The sequence below is a fragment of the Methanosarcina mazei S-6 genome (assembly GCF_000970205.1).
Taxonomy (GTDB): domain Archaea; phylum Halobacteriota; class Methanosarcinia; order Methanosarcinales; family Methanosarcinaceae; genus Methanosarcina; species Methanosarcina mazei.
The window spans coordinates 2,057,875-2,078,117 of the sequence record NZ_CP009512.1 but is presented as its reverse complement, the minus strand read 5'-3'; the positions used below and the strand labels follow the sequence as shown (position 1 = coordinate 2,078,117).

The following is a 20,243-nucleotide window of genomic DNA, read 5'->3' as shown; positions in this document are numbered from 1 at the left end:
TCATTTTTATTTAATTTCTTTCAGTCGCGAATTTCCACATTATGAGCTCTTAGGAAGCTTTTTAGTTCTGAGACTGTAAGCATTCCGGGAACATCAAATCCCTGTTTTCTGAGATCAAGAGCGAGCCTTGCAGGGAGAGGAGGAATAAGCCCGGCTGCATCCAGCTCTTCAGGGCTTAAGAATACTTCTGCTGCCGGGCCGTCCAGCAAAACTTCTCCCTGCTTCATCACGATAACCCTTTCAGCATACTCCGCTACAAGCTCCATATCATGGCTTATGAGAATAACGGTTTTTCCAAGTCTGTTCAATTCCCTGATTTTATCCAGAAACTTATGTATGTGCCCCCTATCCTGCCCCGTAGTCGGTTCGTCCAGGACAAGCAGGTCCGGCTCGAGGGCGAGAATGGAAGCTACTGCCAGTCGTTGCCGTTGTCCCCGTGAGAGAGCCTGGGGGTGTCTGTTTCTGTAAACCGAAAGTTCCATCATCTCAAGGGCAGAATTTACTCGTTTTTTCATTTCCTCTTCAGGTATTTTCAGGTTCTTGAGCCCAAATCGAACTTCTTCAAATACGCTATTCATAAAAATCTGTGAATCCGGGTTCTGGAAAAGGTACCCTATCTGCTGCGAGAGCTGAGCTGTGGAGTATTTGCTTATATTCTTTCCGTTGAGGAGAATCCTCCCGGAAGAAGGTTTGTGGAATCTCATTAAGTGACCTGCAAGGGTTGTTTTTCCGGCTCCATTGTGGCCAAGAAGGGCAAGAAACTCTCCATATTTTATATCAAGATTTACGTTTTTGAGGGTTTCAGAACCGTCCTCACGTCTGCAGGAGAGCTTTTCTATCCGAACGTGAGAAAGGCTCTCCTCTGGACAAAGAGCAGGAGGAATTTTGGGTTTCGCTTCTTTCCTGCTTTCGGGCTGGAGCTCACGAGTGGACGGCATCAGAAGTTCAGCCAGGCGTTTCAGGATGTTCTCATAGGGGGGGCTTGAAGTCCTGCAGTTGAATCCCAGGAGGCGAGAAATTTCTATGATCTGGGGAGGATGAATCCCGAGCTTTTTGAGTTTTCCTTCTTCGCGGCACAGGATATCAAAGGGCTTTCCGTCAAGTATAACCTTCCCTTCATCCATTACAAGCATGCGGTCAGCCAGTTCGAAAACTTCATCGAGCTTGTGCTCTATGAGAATCAGGGTTATCCGTTTTTCAGCGTTCAGTCGCCTGAGCAGGTCAAGTACTTCCCGGGTACCGGAGGGGTCCAGGTCCGACGTCGGCTCGTCAAGGACAAGGATTTCCGGCTCCATTGCCAGGTTTCCTCCTATTGCAGTTCTCTGTTTTTCCCCGCCTGAGAGTGTGAAGATGAAATGATCCTTCAGTTTCTCCAGTTTTATCGCTTTGAGAGATTTTTCTACACGGGAAAGTATTTCCTTTCCTGGCAGCCCCAGGTTTTCAGGCCCGAAAGCAAGGTCATCTTCTACTTTAAGGGAAAAAAGCTGAGTTTCAGGGTTCTGGAATACCATTCCCACCTCAAGGGCCAGTTTGTGGACTTTTTCCTCCCTGAGGTCTTTTCCCCGAATAATGACACGCCCGGAAAGTTTTCCTCCAGAAATCTCGGGCACCAGCCTGTTAAAACAGCGGACAAGAGTACTTTTTCCACAGCCGCTTGGACCTGCAAGGAGTACAAACTCTCCTTTTTCAAGTTTAAGGTTTACATCCGAAAGTACTCTGGAATCTGAATAGGGATAGCTATATGTAATGTTTTCAAACCTGACAAGTGCATCTGTGTCCTCTGGTTGATCCATACTATCGCGTTATTTCATACACACTATAGTTTAAAACTCTTATGAAAAGTAAGAAATAGTTTGACTATTATTAATTTTTGTATGATAGAATTTTACGGAGGATTATGCCTTGAAGAGCCTCTTTCGCTATGAACAAAAAGACAGTCTGCTCCATAGGCTGGACCCGAGAGTAAAACTGCTCTGGCTCTTCGGGGTCTCGGTGCTGAGTGTTGTTCTAGGTACTCCTTACTTGCTGGTGTTGCTTTTTATCTCAACTTTGCCTTTCTGGTTCATTCTGAAACCGCCTATCAGCAGGATAAAGGCCATCCTCCTGGTTTCTGGGAGCATTATGCTGAGTTTTACCTTTTCTCAGGCTCTTTTTTATTACTGGGCAAAAGAGCCGCTGTTTACCATAATTTCTCCATCCTTCCCGGTACTGGGGCTTCTTACAGAAGGAGTCTACTTTTATGCCGATGGGGCTCTCTACGGGATGTATCAGTCTTTCCGTTTTATGACCGGACTTAGTGCCGCAATGCTGCTGCTTGCCACCACTCATCCTTCAGAACTGATTTCCGCATTTGTCCGCTTTTTCGAAATAAGAGTAGGAGAAAAAAATTATAGTATAGGGCTTCCGTATGAAATTGCATTTATGCTCTCTTCTGCAGTCAGTTTTGCCCCTTCAATGCTCGAAGAAAGCGGCATAATCCTCAATGCAATGCAGGCAAGAGGGCTTGAATTGAAAGGAGGAATTTTCAGAAAAGCAAAAGCCATGAAATATATCCTTGTTCCTCTGGTAGTTAATATACTCAGGGCGGGAAGAAAGCTCGCAGTAGCTGCCGATACGCGAGGTTTCAGGGCAAATAGGCAGAGAACCTATGTAAAAGAACTGAGGCTAAAAAGAAATGATTATATTTTTCTTGCATATACGGCACTATTTACGGCAGGAGGCCTCTATCTCAGCTATGTGGGATTTGGGGGCACAGTCCCGGTTTAACGGGAAATTCTATTCTGAAAAAAACCTGAAACTGTCATCCAGTTTTTTTAGAATCGAGTCTTCAATTTACCCGGAATCACAACATTATTTTTTAACATTATTTTCCAGCTTTCTTATCCCTTAGTCCCGATACCAATTTTCTTCCTGTTAAAAGAGCAGGAGCAAAAACGAACCCAAACCCTGGGGCTTTTTTAGATTCAGTTCCGGATGTTTCTGGGGTGCTACCTGTTTCCTCGGATTTTTCGGAAGCTTCTTCTGTGGATGACTTCGATTCTTCTGCGAGCAGGTCTTTTTCAACAACAAGGAAAGACCCCGAAGATATTACATAATCGCCTGATGCCTGGAAAAGAATGATATTTTCTCCGGCTTTCAGGCAGTCCGTTACATTCCTTTTATCAATTTCCAGATCAGGATAGGGTTTCCCATCGCAGATTCCGGTAAATTTTTTGTCGTTCACTATGAGTGTGTTATTCTCCCAGTTTCCGGATTGCGTGATCGTCCAGAGGGTCGCACTGCGGATGGGAAACTGCAAAGCAGGCCTGAGCATTTCACAGATTGTCTGGTTTGGGGCCGTGTAATAAAGTGGGCTGCCGTTTTCATCCATCTGAGAATTAAGCTCATCGGCTCCTTCGTTAATCCAGTATTCTATATTCCTTCCATCAGGGTCCTCGTATACAATAAGCAAACCCACACCTTCAATGCAGACACAGGATGCATCCGGGCCTGTGTTTTCTATTTCCGTAGTAAAGGTACCGGACCCGGTTATACAGGAACTCACATCATAAGCCCAAGTTCCTGAGGGATAATCATAGCTTCCCCAACCTTTCCTGTCGCTGTACTCCCTGTCAGGTTCAAGCTCCTGTCCGTCAAAACTGAGTTTCATCTCAGGGTTTCTCCCCTCCATCCCCTCGGAACTCCAGGTCCAGTAATTATAGAGCCTGGCAAGTTTAATGGTTGCTCCTTCAGGAAGATCGAAGTTATGGTTTACCTTATATGTGTCTCCAGGATAGGCTTTTCCACTGTAATAGCTGCTCCCTGCAGTATAGTAAAGATCTCCCTTAACTGTGTCATGAATGTACGTTTTCAGGGGCTTATCTCCGGCATAACCATTGTTTTCGGGGACCTGAGCCAGGGAAGGTGCAATTAGCAGGCAGAATAAGCCTGAAAGAAGGCAGCAAAGGCCTGTAAGCTTATAAAGCATATTCTTTTTTTTGCTGAGTTTTGTTCTCCTGAATTTGTACTCATTTTTTGTTTTATTTTTCTCATCCAGTTCCCAACCTCTTTTCACCCTGTACTCCTCCTTCGATTCTTTTCGTCATAATTTTTATCTTACTCTAGCTCTCCACAAACCCAAAAATATGTGGCTATAACCCCAACTATTTGACAAAGGGTATGAAATCTTCAGAGAATCAGAGTAATCAGGATAATTTTTTCATTCAGTTTTAACCAGTATATAATGAACAATTTTGATTATATAAGTTTTTTTAAAAAATATGAATTTTTTGATTCGAGATGTTACTGATTATTACTAATTTTTAATTCTCTCCTCTTAAAATCCAGGGTTTTATCTGCTGAAAGAAAAATTAACTCTGTCTTTTGAATTAAATTTAATATTAACTTCATTTCCCGATTTCAATAAACATGGATACTTTTTTTGAAGAGCAGTTTAAAAGCATATCTATGAATATTTATTACAATATTTTGTTTAAGAATAATGACAGTCAAAACAACTGACTTCTTTCTAAATCATATGACCTGTATTGTATTTTCTCATACAGAAACGAAAAATAGTAATATTTAATAACCTTTAAATTTCAGTAATTATTCAATAATGATATTAAGTTATCCTGAATTATTTTACCTTCTCTAAAAAATCTACCCAGAATAAACGGAATCCAGGCCTGCTCAAGTTGACCTCATTCTGGAATGAAGTGAAAGACTATGGAAATAAGTCCTGCAAAGATAATTGTACTGTTTATTATCCCGATTTTTCTGCTGGCATCAGTAGATCTCGCCCTTGCCAGCTATTCTTATGAGGGCATGCCCTTTGCTCCTGATGCCCAGGGCACATTCAGAGGAGAATTCTACATGGATGGAGGTCATGGACTTGGTTTTTCTCCATACTCCCAGAATTTTGATGTTCCTGAAGGTTCTGTCCTCTGGGCTCGCCTTTATATTGGAGTCTGGGGTGGTACGGATAGTGATGAAGGCTGGGTCCAGCCTGAGTTTAACGGGCAAAGGCTTGAAAAACTACATCTTGAAGGAATCAATGATGAAAACGAAAATGTTTTCTGTGCAGGCCACGGGGTTTACTGGGTGGCTTATGATGCAGGCAATCTTATTAAAAACGGTGAAAATACGGTAGAAATCCTTACAAGCACAGGAGAACCCGGAAAAAAGATGGACGGGAGGATTTATGGTACAGTGCTTGCTGCTGCCTGTGAAAACCCGAAAGCTCCCATGGTCTCCTACCAGCTCCTGACAGGGAACATAAACCTTCATGGGGAAGGCTGGAGTGAAAACATAAAGGAAGTAAATGACAGGGCAGAGGTTAATTTCAGCGCAGGGCAGGCTTTAAACAATATAGATTCTGCAAACCTTTCAGTCGTGTATCTTACAGGGTCAAAAGGTCTTCCTGATTATATTGAATTCAACGGAGAAATACCCGGGGTTCCGCCTCAATACCTGGTCGAGAAATGCGGAGAAAATGTAAGGGATATCGCAAATGAGGTCAGCTTTGATAGCTCGGGAGACAAAGGCGCAGCCTCAAGCTATTTCGATATGGAACACATTGATGTGCTCAATTATTTGAAGGCAGACAACTCCGCAGTTTTTGTAAGAGGATTTGATATTAACGGAGACGGAAAAATAGACGACCAGGAAGGGGAAGACTACCTTCATCCTGTCCTTGCAGCCCTGGTCCTTACTTCTAAAAATACCGAATCCGTATTTCCTGACCTTTACCCGGAGATAAGAGTCTCTGAAGAAGAGCTGATTGATGGGAAACCTGTGGAAATTTCCCTTACAATTAATAATCCCGGAGGAATCTGTGAGGAAAACTGTACTGCTGTTTTCCTGGTAGATGGAAATGAGATCTCCCGGGTCCCGATCCAGATGGGGGCAGCTGGAATACACAGGTCAGGCATTTTGTGGTCCGGTATTAAAGGCGAGCACAGGCTTGAACTCTTTCTGGACCCTGAAAACAGTATAAAAGAGTCCAGTGACAAAAACAATAATTGTGAACTGAATATCCTGGTCAGGTCCGCACCCGACCTGTCGGTTTCCCTTGGGGAGCCTGTAAAAATAGAGAACAAAGAGATCTCTTCAGCTTCGACAATCCTTCTGGGTTTTATCGCTCTTTTCAGCATCAGGAGAAAAAAACCCATTTTTCTCATCCTGCTGGTCGTTCTCATAATAGCGACTTTTAGCGGCTGTGTTGAAGAAACCCAGAAAACAGCTAAAACCGATTATTCAATTTCTGTAAAAATTACGAATAATGGAGAAGCTTCAGCCAGGGATTTTGATGTAAACCTCTACCTTGATGGGGAAAGTGTTACTGTCCTGAACATCCCGGAACTTGAAGGTCAGACCTCAATTGTTGAAAATATAAGGATTGATACTCAGAAGGGGGAACACGCCCTCAATGTGAATGTAGATGAAAATAACCGTATTACCGAGTCGGATGAGAATAACAATGAATTTGAAATCAGCTGTACTTTTAATTAACCTCCTGCTGCTTATTATGCCGGCTTCAGCTTCATATGCCGGAGATAAAAACCTGCAGACAGTCATTCATGATGAGCACTGTGGAACCCTTGATTTTTCTCTTGGGGACAGCAGATACAGTGGAGAGCTCGAATCAGGTGAAAGCTATACTGTTAACTTCAGTGTCAATCCTCCGGAAGGTTCTTCCATAAAGGTTGCAAGAGCTTATATTTACTGGACATGGAGCAAACAGGGGCTTGATGGCATATATCCGGAGTTTAAGTCTTCTCTTGTACATTCCGGAAGTTCTGTACTTTTACTGGAAGAAAAAAGGTATACGGACACAAAAGGTTTCGTCTCAAGATACGATTTTTTTTCGGGAACTGACGTTTATGACCTGAGTGAAGATATTTCGGAGGCTGGCAACTATTCTATATCGCTTGTAAATGCTGGTGGTGACGAAAAAACCTTCTGTGTACAGGGCGCAGGGCTTCTGCTCGTTTATGAAAACCCGGATTTACCACAGACAGAGTACTGGATTAATGAAGGCTGTGATGTGCTGTATGCAGAATACGGGATCGATCCTGATATGGCAACAACAACCACTTTCTTTGAAGGAGATATTTGCCCTGAAAATATTGAAAATGCACGGCTGATAACAGTTTCTCCTTCAGGAGGCTATAGTTCAGGCACAGAAGCCAGAAACAGGCTTTTTTTCAATGAAAAAACCGGGAGTATTCCGGTTATCGGAGACATCATAAAGCTTCTGTTTGCGGGTGGAAAAAGCTGGAAGAATGTATACCAGACAAACGAAACTGTCCAGATAGCCCTGGATGAAAGGTCGGTAGGAAATTACCTTGATTCTAATGGGAATTTTGCCAGTATTCAGGATAATGGAGATTACCTCATGGCTACGAATGCAATACTTTTGCTCGAGTTCAAAGAGCCTGAAAATCCTGGAAAGAGATACGGATGATTTTTGCAGGAACTGAGTACAAACAGGAAGTGGACAGAAATGAATATTGTCGAAACCAGAGATCTATCAAAGTGTTACGTGTTTGATTCCGGGTTGCGTGTGGAAGCCTTAAAGGATATAAATGTGAAAATTGAAGAGGGAGAATTTGTTTCCTTTATGGGACCTTCCGGATCCGGGAAGTCCACTCTGCTTAACATTGTCGGGTGTCTTGACCAGCCCAGTTCTGGAAGAGTCTTTATAGAAGGAAACGAAGTGGACTACAGGAATTCTCCCGCCATTGTAAGGCTGCACAGGCAGACAATAGGATTCGTATTCCAGGCTTTTAACCTGATACCTGCAATGGATGCTCTTGAGAATGTCTGTTACCCGATGCACTTTAATGGAGTAGGTCGTTCCAGGCAGAAACAAAGAGCATCTGAACTTCTTAACCTTGTAGGTCTTGAGGATAGAATGTGCCATCTACCTTCCGAATTATCCGGAGGAGAGCAGCAGAGAGTTGCCATAGCAAGAGCGCTTGCAAACAGCCCGAGAATTATTCTGGCAGACGAGCCTACTGGAAACCTTGATTCAGGAACCGGAAGAAAAATCACGGACCTCATGAAAAACATAAATCGAGAGCAGAATATCAGTTTTATCGTTACAACTCATGACCCTGAAATGGCCAGAGCTGCGGACAAGGTGCTGAAGCTGAATGACGGAACAATCATAATCTAAAAATAAAAGTTGTTAATAAATCTCTAAAATGGCCAATAAAACCTTAAAATGTTAGTGGAGCTATAAAAACGGTTTATGAAATTATGAAGGAACAATTTTAACATTCAATTTTATTTCCTGTGGAGGTTCTGCAAGAACCGCGTATATCGAAAAATCCGAAATGTCTGCTGATATTCTATTTTCATTCACAATACAGTCAGTTAGATTCCAGATGGAATTACTTCCACAGTAGCGGTAAATTGCAGGAAAATTGCCTTTTACCGAGTCACTCAGGCTAAGATCAAGCCTGCAGAAAGGATCAAATTCAGCTCCTTCAGGTTCAAGTCCATAGCATTTTTCTGCAAGGAGCAGGGATGCGGGCAGTGAAGGCTGGTCTACCTCTGTTATTGTTATTGCTTGAATGGACTCTTTATGGCTATCAAGAAGCCTTGTCCCCTTTGGAATGAATATAAATGCATCAAGCTCCTTATTTTCCACCCGAATATCCAGAAGAGAGTATCCGTTTTTGTCCAGATAAGATGAGAGATCAACCCCTGAAGAAATGGTCACTTCTGTATGAGTTTCGTTTCTGTATGGCAGGTATGAAATATTTTCAAATATAGTGATTATATTATCGGAATCGGAACATTCATTATAGGTCTGCCCGCATAGATTTGAGTATGTATGGACTTGCGGCACTCTGTGAGCTCCAGGCTGGTCGGATTTTATATAGTAAGAAAAGGTCTTTTTTTCTTCCGGAGCAAGTACAAAATTCCAGTTTAAATAATCCGGACTTTCCGGGCCCATGCCATCACCATCTGACCTGGAAATGCTGGTTACTGTAAATGTTGCTGGAGGCAGGTCAAGCAGTGAAACATTGACCTTTCTTTTCTGGATATTTTTTACGGAAATAGTAACACACACGGGGTTCCCTGAAAAAGCTTCCAAACCTGCACTTTTGTATATTTTCAAGGGCTCTATAAGCTCAATTTCTACATCCTGGTAAAGAGAATGCTTACCGGAATTATCTTCCCAGTTCAGAGTTACAGTAATATTATATGATTCTTTTAGCCTTTCAGGAAACCTGAGCCTGAGTTCACAGGACTTTTTTGAACCCTTATCGAGCGTTATAATTTCCGGACCTCCTTCTTTGACCAGAAGCCCGTCAGAATCCAGATCAAGCCTTATTCTGTCGGATTTCACTTCTCCTACGTTTCTGAGCTCCATATCAATAATTATATCTTCATCAAGAAAGTACTCGTCTTTATTCGCTTCCAGATCAAGCTCCAGAACCACATCATCTTCAACAATTTTTTTTGTTTCAAATACGATTTCTGCTTCAGGAGAGCAGAGGCTTCCAAACATTGGAAGAGTTTTCTGGTCTGTGACATTGCACGCTTTTAGCCTTACATTGTTGCTATCCAGATAACACCAGGCAGTACTGTTATTCTCAAGTACGGCATCTCCAAGTCTTTCATCTTCTTTTGAAACCTGGACCAGAACCATCCCGTACCCGTCGAATTTTAATGCTTCCAGAATGTATACGTCTTTTGAGACAATGGAGTTTTCAGGACTGAGGGTAACTATCAGGCTGTCCCAGTCGTCTTCATTCGCCGAGGCAGGGGTAAGGCACATTACCAGATACAATGTGAGGAAAAAAGCTGTAAAGGCGAGAAAAAAACATTTTCTGCTCATGATTCTGCTCATACCTGTTTTCCCCTTTTTTTATCTCTCAGGAACAAAGCCGCAAAAATTAGTCCGAGTTCTCCATAAAACCCCGGAAACACGGCATCCTTTTTATGTATATCACTCCGGTAAACCGGGATTGTACTGCTAACCGGTTCCGCGTTAACTTTCCGGTTAACATGCTCTCTTTCACCACCGGACACAAAGGATTCATTGTTACCAGATCCGGAAGAAATTCCTGTAACAAGAATGAACTCTTTTCCGGTGTTGTTTGTTCCGTCTACTGCAGAAACAACTATTTTATTGGGTCCGGGGGCAACAGGTATGTCTGCACTCCATCTTTTGTCTGCAAGCAAAGCTTTCTGGCCGTTAACATCTACTGTAGTGTTCCGGCTGGTATCTTCAACTGTTCCACTGACCTTCAGGTATCCTGAGCTTACTGAACTGCCGTCAAGAGGAGAGTCAATTTCAATCTCAGGAGGAGTCAAATCAATAATATTGGCAAGAAAAGGAATATTCCAGTTGTTTATTTCACAGAGTTCTTTTTTCCTGTTAGTGTAGTCAACAGATACCTTCAGAACATGTTCCCCACTGCGTCCGGGTTTCCAGTTGAAATCAATGGTTTTACTTTTCCCGCTTGAAAGTGAAGACACAGAAGCGGTTGAGACTATTTCGTTGTCAGCGTAAAGTGCAGCCTGAAAGCCATATGCAGAATCCCGGCCTATGTTTTTGATATTTGCCTTTATGATGTTTTCCTGCCCTGCATAAAGTACAGGTAGAGTAACTCCTGAGACTATAAGGTCAGAACTTCCTTCTTCTTCCGTTCCCAGACTCAGTGCGGCAAACACAGGATGTAAATAGTCTTCATCATCCCTCTGAAACCTGAGTTCGTTATCATCCTCTGCAAGAAAATCAAGTACATCAAAGAATTTTAAATCGAAATAACTCTTAGAATTTGCAATATCGTTACTGTTTTCTCCGTCAGAAAGCTGTTCATCATTGAAGTACAGGGAATCTCCGAGCCCCGGACTGCCACAGAGGTATACGGCAGCAAGATTTGCAGTCTTATACCTGTCCACATCCACTTTTCCCGAGAAATCAGCATATGCTTCATCGTGGGTTGAGGACGCTTCTTCACTCCTGCCTTTATCATGGAGGTTTATGTTTCCTTCTTCAACCCAGTACCTTGTATCCTGTCCTTCTTTATCTTCATATACTGCTGCAAGGACTATTCCATAGATCCTGCCGTCGATATCCCCGCTTGTTTCGGCTTCTACCTTTACAGGTCCCGTACTTAGAGCAGTCCCCATGTCATAAGCCACCCAGTAAATCCCATGACCTGCACAGTATATAGAAGGGTTCTGGTCTTCGTTATCTCCCTTATCTCCCGTACCTTCCAGCTCCACGCTTTCGAAACTATTTCCATTCACATTAATGTCCAGAGTACCGGTTTTTTCTTCATTCCCCCCCCATATACCCACATATATCTTTGCCCATGTTACCGAATCTCCGGGAATATTGAATTCCTGCACATAAGGAGTCGGGCCAAGCCCTTCCCCGCCATCAACATAAAGTCCTCCTTTTACCGTACCTGATGTTACTTCAACCAGTTCGTCCTGTTCAGGAGTACCTTCAAAATTATAAGTTGCCAGACATGGAGTAATACATATAAAAAATATAAAAAATCCTGCAGTATACAGGAAAAACCTTTTCAAACCCCATGCCTTTGATAACACATATAACATACTGAACCAGCTTCTTTTCCAGATATTCCAGGTTCAAGCCGTGCTTTTCTGAATAACCTTCAAGCTCTGAAAACCACCAATAATAATCAGTTCTCAGGCTTCAAAGAATATAAATTCTCACGAATTTTTAATTTTGTATTACTTTATATAGTATGTGTATATTAATTTTTCGAATTAGTGGCATTTTGTATTTAAAAAATATCATTAATATATCTTCTCAAATAAAGTATTTCAGTAAGCGATTGGAAGATAGATAAAGTAAATTAAATCCTACCTTTTAGCATAAAGAAAAGATAAAATTTGTTTAACGAAAAAGAGAACTGAATGTTCTTATCTGAATTATAAAATCGGCGCTGGCTTACCTTTCAAAGCTATCAATACTCTCAGGGAGCACCTGAAACATTCGGCTGAAATCCAGGCTGGAATTCATTTTTTCGAGCAGGGACATAATCTGGCTACGCATATAGCTAATTCAGATCACTTTTTAGAATTCTGTAAGCAGGCCAATATGGAATTGATTCTTTAGAATTTCGTAAAAGGTCAATAATCATAGATTCATACTTTATGCCTTAAAAAATGAATCGGTTTATTGCAGTTTGAAATATAAATGAATTAGTTAGATAGAGCTCCAAAATAAAAAAAGTATTCTTTACTGTTCTCTTACAATTATGTACTGGTTTTTATATAATGGAGCAGATTCAGGATTTGATAATCTGATGCCTATTGTAAATCTTTTGGCATGAAAGTTCTCTCAAGTACTTTCATTTTTTGGGCATGTTATTTGAAGAATATCATGTGTGTTTTTTGTCTATTATTTTTTTGTAATATATATTATGAAAAATTTTTTAATATTTGTTATTAAACTAAAGAATATTAATAATTATTAAATTAATTTTCAAATTATGATAAAGATAAATAAGCCCATTTATATAATAACAGCTAATTATTTTGGCGGCTCCACAGTTTTGATATGATTTATTAAAAAAATCGCAACAAAAGACGTAAAAATACCACAGGACAGCTGGATAATCTTCTAGGATGTCTGATTTATTGTGAAATTATTATTCAATTTACACAAAAAATTAAGTATAAGTACTTTTAAGAAGCATTTAGAAAGCTTAATATATCTGAAAAATTGTTACTAAAAAGATTATTTGTAATAATAATCAACTATTAACTGGGAAAACCCTTAAGGAAAGATTTTGGAAAATCTGTGGAAGAGAGTCTCATTAGAAGCAGGAATATATTTAATCTCACTTGTCATCAAATCGAGTAATAGGGTATTTTTTCCCCATATACCGCAGAAATTATCTGGCCCTATTTTTACTGACAACTGCTAAAATTCCTGTTATATATTAATGGGAACCGATTGTGCACAGAGTTCTGGAATTCTTTCTCTAACTTATTTACAGGAGGAAGATCTACGAACAGAAAAATTATTTTGGTGTTGCTAATAATGGTTCTGAGCAGTGGAGTCTGCTCGGCCGATAATTACGTAGGTGGAATCCCCCTCACCTCCGCCCACAGCGGAACAGTAAGCGGTGGGGTATATTGTGATAGCTATTACGGAATGGGAGACCAGGAAGCAAAAGCATCCAATACTATAGAAAAGACTTTTACTGTACCGGATAATGCCAATGTCGAATGGGCGATGCTGCTCACAAATGTTTACTGTGGGCATATGCAAAACAATTATCAGGGAAAGGCAAAAGTGGATTTTAACGGCAAAAACCTAGGAACTGAAACTCTGAACGTTCCGTACACATATTCTTACAACGGAGGAAACGGGCATGTTCAGGTTAACGACCACGTGAACAGGGTAACAAGTGACTACATGATGTATTATGATGTCACAGGCCTTGTAAAAGCCGGGAAAAACACAGCTGTAGTAAAAACCGATCCTCTTGATAGCTCATTCGATGGAAGGATAAGACTCGTCACCCTTGTAGTGGCTTACAACGATGGAAGCAAGAAAACTATCTGGTATCAGGTCAACCGTGGACATGATGCAGACAGTTATTATAGTGACGACGAGATGAATGAAAATTACATAGGAAGTACGGCTTTCCAGGCAGCTTTACCTGAAGGCTCTTCTCTGACAGATTCAAAGCTAACACTTGTATACCAGGCAAGCTCAGACGGAGCATACGCCTTTAATGGAAATGCCCTTAGTTCAGGCACGCCTCAGGGAACTTTTTCCGGGTCCAATACATGGGACGTCAAGGATTCATTAAAATCGTCAGGCACGAATACTTTAACCTATGATAGAACTGCCTCGTTCTATAAAAGCGTCCTTGGAATTCTGACAGCAGAGTACACCACATCATCCTCAGGTGATAGCACCGATGATACCCCTGCAGATAACACTACCGATAATGGGTCTGCAGGCGACACCACCGATGACATATCTTCAGACAACACTACCAATGATACATCTTCAGACAACACTACCAGTGATGTACCTGCAGGCAACACTACCAATGATACACCTGCAGATAATACTACCGATGCCAAGTTTTCAGCTGACCTGGGCGTACAGGCGATAAAAGTATCACACAACAGCGCGGCAAAAGCCTGGAAAAACCTGGTAAACACTGTAAATGTTACTGTAATAAACAATGGACCTGAAAAAGCAGGCAGTTTTGCTCTTGAACTGTATTCCGAAGGGTCCCTTCTTGAAAGCAAGCCGATTAACGGACTTGCAAATGGGGCTACAGAAGCAGTTGAATTTGTCTGGAAACCTGAAGACGCAAAGAATTATACCCTAAGGGCAGTTGTCGTTCCGGGATCCACCATAAATGATGCAAACGCGACAAATAATGAGCTAAGCAAAACCCAGGAAGTAATGCACAACGGTTATATCGGAGACAAGCCCCTTGAAACCTATCTTCACGGTACTGTTAAAGGAAACATTATTTACGATTATGGAAACAGCAGTTACGTTAAAGTATCCTCCGGGGACGTCTACACAGCAGGTCACTCTCTGTCACTTCCGGAAGGGGCAATCGTGAAGTATGCAAGGCTCTATAATTTCTGGACATGGAGTGCAACAGGTTCCAGTGGGGTCATTCCTTCCATGAGTCTTGATTTCGCAGGAAGCTCCTTGACTCCGGAAGCCGAATACGCTGATCAGAAAGGCTGGGGACAGTATGATTATCCGACCGGGACATGGGCTTATAATGTAACAGGGCTTGTGAGCGGAAGCGGAAATTATATTACAACAGTCAAAAACACCAATAGCGATGCTGAAAACAGTTTCTGTATTGATGGCATAGCCCTGCTTGTGGTTTACGAAGATGCCTCAGGAAAGGAAACCCAATACTGGATCAATGAGGGCTGCGATGCAGTCAGTACAATGAGTTCTTCAGGAGGCCTTACTCCGGATGAAGCTACCGTGAAAATCGCTTTTGCAGGCGACTCTATAGATCTCGGCAATGTGGACAATGCCCGGCTCTGGACCACAGTCCAGTCAGGAGGTCACGAAGGAATTGCTCTGAAATTTAATGAAATGAGTATATCCGGTGTTTATGACTCTACTCCTTCCTCGAATCTGGATATCGATGAAGCAAGAGATGTTACATCCTATCTCCTGTCTCAGAACAATGAGGCTCAGATAATAGCCCCCTCTGTTACGGATAACAGTGGCGACTACATGATTCCTTCAAGTGCAATCCTTGCAGTCAGTTATAAGAGTGAAACAACTGATGACACTAACATAACAGACGATACAAATGTAACAGATGACACTAACGTAACAGATGGTACAAATGTAACAGATGACACTAACGTAACAGATGGTACAAATGTGACTAATGATACAAATGTGACTAATGATACAAATGTAACAGATGACACTAACGTAACAGACGGTACAAATGTAACAGATGGTACAAATGTAACTATTGATACAAATGTAACTATTGATACAAATGTAACTATTGATACAAACGTGACTGACAATACAAATGTAACAGATGACACGAATATGAAAGATGACACAAATGTGACACTTAAAGTGAATATTATCCCTGTGATTTCCCTGACCGTTTCACCGGATTCACTTGATTTCGGGACGGTTTCTCCGGGTACGCCAAGCGAGTCACTGCCTCTTGCCCTCAAGAATAATGGAGGCATCAGTATAAAAGTGACAGCTGAAGTGCATGACCAGGAGAATGGGCCCTTTGCAACGGGACTTCTACTGGACCAGAATATCTGGTCGAATTACAGCAAAGTTCTGGCTGCAGAAAGTGCGGAAACCTCTCAGGCTCAGCTTGACCTCCCGCTAAATTATTCATCAACAGGGCAATTCCAGGGAACCCTCAGTTTATGGGCAGAAGCAGCTTGATAAGGCTGTTTCTTCATTTTTTCGGCTCTGAATATTGTGAACTCATAAAAAATTATGAGTTCAAGCCGAAAAACTCTTATTTTTTGTATACTGCCAGACTTACGGTTTTTTCTCAAAACAAGCGCACATATTAAGAGAATATTTTTTTACTCTAAGCAAATATTTTTTACTCAATGAGCTCATCCCGAAACCTATTTTTTTCAGACTTTCAGGACTTATATCCAGGAAGAGTTAAGAGACGAATACTCTGTTTAATAAATTCCGAAGATGTAAAATGACAGTTATATAAGAGAAAATTGGAAAAAAATTGGAAGAAAAATTTAGATGGCAGAGAAACAAATAAGCTTATCATACTTTTAATGGAAAACTCTGAAGTTAGCCCGTGCTCTAACATATTAACATTTAAAACAATGAAATTACTGTAAAATGTATTGAAAAAATAAGGAGGAATAGAGAAATGAAAGCATTTTACAGAACAGTAATTGCGGTGAGCTTTTCCCTGGCAATTCTTTTTCTAATTGCAGGAACTGCTACCACCGGTTATGTCAGTCCCGGACCCCCGGCAACAGATACAGGGTTAAAACAGGTACCATATGATATCACCGGCGATTTTACAACATTTTCAGGTATCACTTATGATTCTGCGTCCGGTGAATTTTCCGCAGAGAACTCAGGAGAAGATTATACAGTCACTCAATATGACAGGCTGTTTACGATTATGGAGGATGACTCCTGCTCTCCTCTGTTCTTTGCTATTGACGATAAACACGGCAAGCATTTCTTCAGCTATGAAAGTGAAGGGAATACCAGAGCGTACCGAAGCGGCATCATAAGGTCAGATGACATTTTCTCAACGAGAATGATCTCCAGTTCAGGAGGTGTTGTTACGGTCCGGACGGCTCTCGCAGTACGTAACGGAGCAGAAGTTCCCTGTGACAGAAAGCCGATTCCTGACCTCATGGGGACGTGGACAACTGCCCAGAACAGCGTTTACGAAATAGACAGTCAGGAAGGAAACGTTTTCTCCGGTAAAATCACTGCACATGGGAAAACAACATCCACGCCTTTCGCCGGATACATCGAAAAAATTGCCGAGGATGGTACAATCGAGCTTGTTATGCTCTGTGAAAAAGGTAACTTCATCCTGGGCAATATCGACCAGAACACGCATAATATAACCATCTCATATGCTCTCTATGTTAATGGTAAAATCTCATCCCTGCCCCTGACAGGGGACGGAACTGAGTGGGCGGAAACTAACAGAACATTGACCGGGGAATATACTGCTGTTTTGAATGGTGACGGAATTACAGAAGATACATTGACACATTTCAGGCTGCTAACAGTCTCTGATGAAAAAGCAGGGCAGTACAATCTGACTTCCGCTTCCGACGAAAACAAAATTATCGGAGCTGTTCAGAGAGAAAATTCATTCATCGAGTATTCTCCAGAGACTGGCCTCATCCGCGGTTTCGTTAAAGGTAACCAGAAATATGATTTCCGGGGACGACATGACCTGGCAGAAGTCTCGGTTTATAACTTGAGGCAAAAGGAAAGAATAAGAGGAACTCCAGATTAAACACCGAATCTAAAAAATTAATTTTAAAAATTCCCCTGAAAAAAGGGAATTTTTAGATTTTATCCTTTAAAACTCAAAAATGATATTTTCAACCAGCTCTCTCAATGAGTGATATACCAGCTCTCAATAAATGATATATCACTCAGGAGCTTCACTATCCGGAATTGGTGTAAGCCCTGTTCCGTTTGATCCCCAATAGTACGTAACAGTATAATCATAGCCTGATTCCAATTGAGTATGTCCACTATTAGTTGCCTGGATTACACGGTACCATGAACATACCTCCTGAGGATATGATATTCGGATATATTCATCGACAATTCCAGTAGGAGTTGTAACTGTACGATTTTGCTCATTAAGAATATTCACTTTGAAAACTGGTTCTCTGGAATCTGCCTTTGTCCACACCACCAGGATATCTTTTCCAACTTTATTTATTATGTTAAGATTAACGCCATTGGTGTATACTGGCAAATAATCTTTAATTTCCTTACATTCCGGCCCTGCGGGTGCAGCAGAATTGCTTACTGACCCTGATATAAACTGCCCGAAAGCTCTGGGAGTATTTCCTGTAGGCACCGTGGCTATGACAATATTGCTAGCAGTGTCAATAACAGATACATTGTTGCTGCCACTGTTTACCACATATACCTTTTTTCCATCCGGCGTGACTGCAACTCCAGAAGGATCGCTCCCTACATTCACCGTAGCTGTAACAGTATTATTTGCCGTGTCAATCACAGAAAGATTATTGCTGACATTCGTCACGTATACCTTTTTTCCATCCGGGCTTACTGTAATTCCAACAGGTTTTGTTATGTTCACTCTGGCTGTTATATTGTTTGATGTCGTGTCAATAATAGAAACATTGTCACTGCCCCAGTTTGCCACATATACCTTTGTTCCATCCGGTGTGACTGCAACTCCGTAAGGAATCCCTCCGGCAGTCACCGTGGCTATAACATTATTTGAAATCGTGTCAATTACGGAAACCGTGTTATTTTCATTGCCAATATCGCCATTTGTCACATATACCTTTTTTCCATCCGGGTTGACTGCAACTCCATAAGGAATTCCTCCGGCAGTCACGCTGGCTGTAACATTGTTTGTAACTGTATCAATAACAGATACATTATTGCTTGCAGAGTTTACCACGTATATTTTTGTTCCATCCGGGCTAACTGCAATTCCTCTCGGATTTATTCCTGCATCTATCGTGTCCGTAACGCTGTTCGTGGCCGTATCGATTACAGAAATATTGTTACTGCCCATGTTTGCCACATATACCTTTGTTCCATCAGGTGCAACTGCAACTCCAAAAGGATCGCTCCCTACATCCACCACAGCTATAACAGTATTATTTACGGTATCAATTACCGAAACATTGTTACTGCCGCCGTTTGTAATATATGCAAACGGAGCCGAACTTGAAGAAGGAGTTTCTTTTATATCCATTGATATGGATTCCGGATTTGTTCTGATTTCTACCTGATCTATTTTGAATCCATAAGCGGTTTCATATCTGTTAGTCTCAAGTTTGACTTTGATTGTATTTCCTGTATACCACTCTGTCCAGAAATCTTCATTATTATAGTCTTTAAAAGTTACAAGCTTGTTTCCATCCTTATTTAAAAGGATTAACTTGTCATCAAAATCAAGCTCTAATTTCGTAAAATGAAGACGCATCTGAGTTGCTTCAGGCCTGCTTATCTCAGGCCAGATATAATTAAAATTGTTTGCGTAAGAATGGTATGATTCAGGTAAATCACCAGACGGAGCCATATCATTTCTGGTTTCTACCTGATCTATTTTGAACCCATAAGCAGTACCATACCTATTAGTTTCAAGTTTGACTTTGATTGTATTTCCTGTATACCACTCTGTCCAGAAATCTTCATTTTTATAGTCTTTAAAAGTTACAAGCTTGTTTCCATCCTTATCTAAAAGGATTAGCTTGTCATCAAAATCAAGCTCTAATTTCGTAAAATGAAGACGCATCTGAGTTGCTTCAGGATGACTTATCTCAGGCCAGATATAATCAAAATTATTTGCATATGCGTGGTCTGATTCTACCAAAATATTGGTCAAAGCTGTTGTAGTCGTAACAAAGCCTGTTAGTAAACACATTCCTGCTACTAACAAAATTATCATTTTGGTTATTTTATACATTTAATCCCCCTGAATTTCCCATTTTTTCCTAATTCTATCACCATGGATGTAATGTGCTTTTATTCTTCACATTAAATTCATGCCAGCGTTGATTATGAATCTGGAAATTCCCTTGACTTTAACGGACTATCTACCAAAAACTACTGTTTTCAGTATCTGTTCGCCCACATAAAACTCTGAATTCAGACTGTGGTAAAGAGCTCCTGGTAAATCATGACATTTATAGATAAGAATAATAAAAATATTGACAGCATTAGAAAGCGAAAATATTAAAATTATATCTTCATCATATATAATAATCATTTGTGTATAAATCGTTATTCTGTATATTAAAAAGCTAAATGAATTATCATTTAATCAATATTGTCTAAATATATTTATTAATATAAAATTAAATCTTGAATTGACGTTATTGCAGACACAATAAAATTGTAGACAATAATAGAAGTGAAACTTTATAAAAATGGTTTCAGGATAAACATTTATCTGAAAGAAACTAAAAAGGACAATATTTCCGATTCGTCTATTTACAGGGTAAGCAAAAAAGAATTTTTATTCAGTATAGTTATTTTATCATGA

At 40.9% G+C, this 20,243-nt stretch carries 11 protein-coding genes; 6 read left to right on the top strand and 5 right to left on the bottom strand.

The features are described from left to right. Positions 1-20: 20 nt before the first annotated feature. Complete coding sequence (locus MSMAS_RS08845; RefSeq protein ID WP_011034917.1) at positions 21-1,793, bottom strand: ABC transporter ATP-binding protein; 1,773 nt, start codon at positions 1,791-1,793, stop codon at positions 21-23. A gap of 109 nt (positions 1,794-1,902) precedes the next feature. Between MSMAS_RS08845 and MSMAS_RS08840 the strand changes: the two genes are divergently transcribed. Next, on the top strand, positions 1,903-2,766 hold the full coding sequence (locus tag MSMAS_RS08840) for an energy-coupling factor transporter transmembrane component T family protein (RefSeq protein WP_011034918.1): 864 nt from the start codon (positions 1,903-1,905) through the stop codon (positions 2,764-2,766). A 97-nt stretch (positions 2,767-2,863) separates the two neighbouring features. On the opposite strand, the gene MSMAS_RS08835 is transcribed toward MSMAS_RS08840, so the two are convergent. After that, complete coding sequence (locus MSMAS_RS08835; RefSeq protein WP_052273712.1) at positions 2,864-4,054, bottom strand: DUF3344 domain-containing protein; 1,191 nt, start codon at positions 4,052-4,054, stop codon at positions 2,864-2,866. A gap of 653 nt (positions 4,055-4,707) precedes the next feature. Between MSMAS_RS08835 and MSMAS_RS08830 the strand changes: the two genes are divergently transcribed. Genes MSMAS_RS08830 through MSMAS_RS08820 form a run of 3 tightly spaced genes read left to right on the top strand, consistent with a single transcriptional unit; the run spans position 4,708 to position 8,161 of the window. Further along, a complete protein-coding gene (locus MSMAS_RS08830; RefSeq protein WP_048046453.1) occupies positions 4,708-6,492 on the top strand; it encodes a CARDB domain-containing protein in 1,785 nt (594 codons plus the stop codon). Further along, positions 6,461-7,447: a DUF3344 domain-containing protein gene (locus tag MSMAS_RS08825; RefSeq protein WP_226987627.1), complete on the top strand. Its 987-nt coding sequence runs from the start codon at positions 6,461-6,463 to the stop codon at positions 7,445-7,447. The genes MSMAS_RS08830 and MSMAS_RS08825 overlap by 32 nt, the downstream gene beginning before the upstream one ends. A gap of 39 nt (positions 7,448-7,486) precedes the next feature. Beyond that, a complete protein-coding gene (locus tag MSMAS_RS08820; RefSeq protein WP_015412989.1) occupies positions 7,487-8,161 on the top strand; it encodes an ABC transporter ATP-binding protein in 675 nt (224 codons plus the stop codon). 81 nt (positions 8,162-8,242) lie between these two features. Here MSMAS_RS08820 and MSMAS_RS08815 read toward each other — a convergent pair whose 3' ends face one another. Continuing rightward, a complete protein-coding gene (locus MSMAS_RS08815; RefSeq protein ID WP_226987628.1) occupies positions 8,243-9,847 on the bottom strand; it encodes a COG1470 family protein in 1,605 nt (534 codons plus the stop codon). Beyond that, positions 9,844-11,571 (bottom strand): DUF3344 domain-containing protein, encoded by a 1,728-nt coding sequence (locus tag MSMAS_RS08810; RefSeq protein WP_080503088.1) that lies wholly within the window; start codon positions 11,569-11,571, stop codon positions 9,844-9,846. Before MSMAS_RS08810 ends, MSMAS_RS08815 begins: the two co-directional genes overlap by 4 nt. Before the next feature lie 1,456 nt (positions 11,572-13,027). On the opposite strand from MSMAS_RS08810, the gene MSMAS_RS08805 reads away from it, so the two are divergent. Together MSMAS_RS08805 and MSMAS_RS08800 are read left to right on the top strand one after the other, a co-directional pair. After that, positions 13,028-15,916, top strand: coding sequence for a DUF3344 domain-containing protein (locus MSMAS_RS08805; protein WP_230633365.1), 2,889 nt, complete (start codon positions 13,028-13,030; stop codon positions 15,914-15,916). Positions 15,917-16,373: 457 nt separating this feature from the next. Beyond that, positions 16,374-17,495, top strand: a complete 1,122-nt coding sequence (locus MSMAS_RS08800) for a hypothetical protein (RefSeq protein ID WP_011034926.1) — start codon at positions 16,374-16,376, stop codon at positions 17,493-17,495. Positions 17,496-17,633: 138 nt separating this feature from the next. Here MSMAS_RS08800 and MSMAS_RS08795 read toward each other — a convergent pair whose 3' ends face one another. Then, positions 17,634-19,664, bottom strand: a complete 2,031-nt coding sequence (locus MSMAS_RS08795) for a YVTN family beta-propeller repeat protein (RefSeq protein WP_230633364.1) — start codon at positions 19,662-19,664, stop codon at positions 17,634-17,636. Between the last annotated feature and the right edge of the window lie 579 nt (positions 19,665-20,243).